This window comes from Bradyrhizobium sp. PRIMUS42, from assembly GCF_023006515.1.
Taxonomy (GTDB): domain Bacteria; phylum Pseudomonadota; class Alphaproteobacteria; order Rhizobiales; family Xanthobacteraceae; genus Bradyrhizobium.
On record NZ_JALBGZ010001465.1, the window covers coordinates 1 to 614 of the forward strand.

A 614-nucleotide genomic window follows, 5' to 3' on the forward strand; every position below is an offset into this window, starting at 1 on the left:
CCTCGTCGATCAGGCAGCCGGTGGCCGCGTCGCGGCAGCGCAGCGCGGTCGCCAGGAGTTCGGCGCGCCGCTGTCCGGTCGGACATCCGGTGATGCGTTCGAACCCCTTCAGCAGCCAGACCCATTCCGCCTGGTGCCCCGGCTCGACGCTGACCGGTTCGATCTTCGACCAGTCTTCCTCGAAATATTCCGTCAGGATGCGCTTCTGCTTGTCGTAGAGATTGGCCAGGAACAGCGCGAAGAATTCGCCGGCACGGTTCTGAAACGACAGATCGTGGGTCGCGTCGAAGCACGCGATCATCGCCTCGAACAGATGCATGTGCGGGTTCTGCCGGCGCGGCAGCGAGACCGGAAGGCCTTCGTGCACGCCTCCATGCGGCGAGCGGAGGTGGCCGTCGAGGAAAGCCAGCAGCGCGTCGATCTCGGCACGAACCTGCGCGTCTTGGTCGAGCGCGTAGACGGTCGCGAGCGCGAACAGGATGAAGGCGTGGTCATAGGCGTCGCGCCGGCCGTCGAGCACCGCGCCCTCCGGCGTCAGCCGGTGCACATAACCCGGCCGGCCGTCAGGCGCTTTGGCGCATGCCAGCAGATGCTCCAGCCCCTTCAGCGCGATC

General features: G+C 66.8%; 1 protein-coding gene. It reads right to left on the minus strand.

Annotated features, from left to right (window positions below):
• The coding region (locus MOV75_RS41100) for an AGE family epimerase/isomerase (RefSeq protein WP_247008578.1) at positions 1-614 on the minus strand (614 nt) is incomplete at both ends.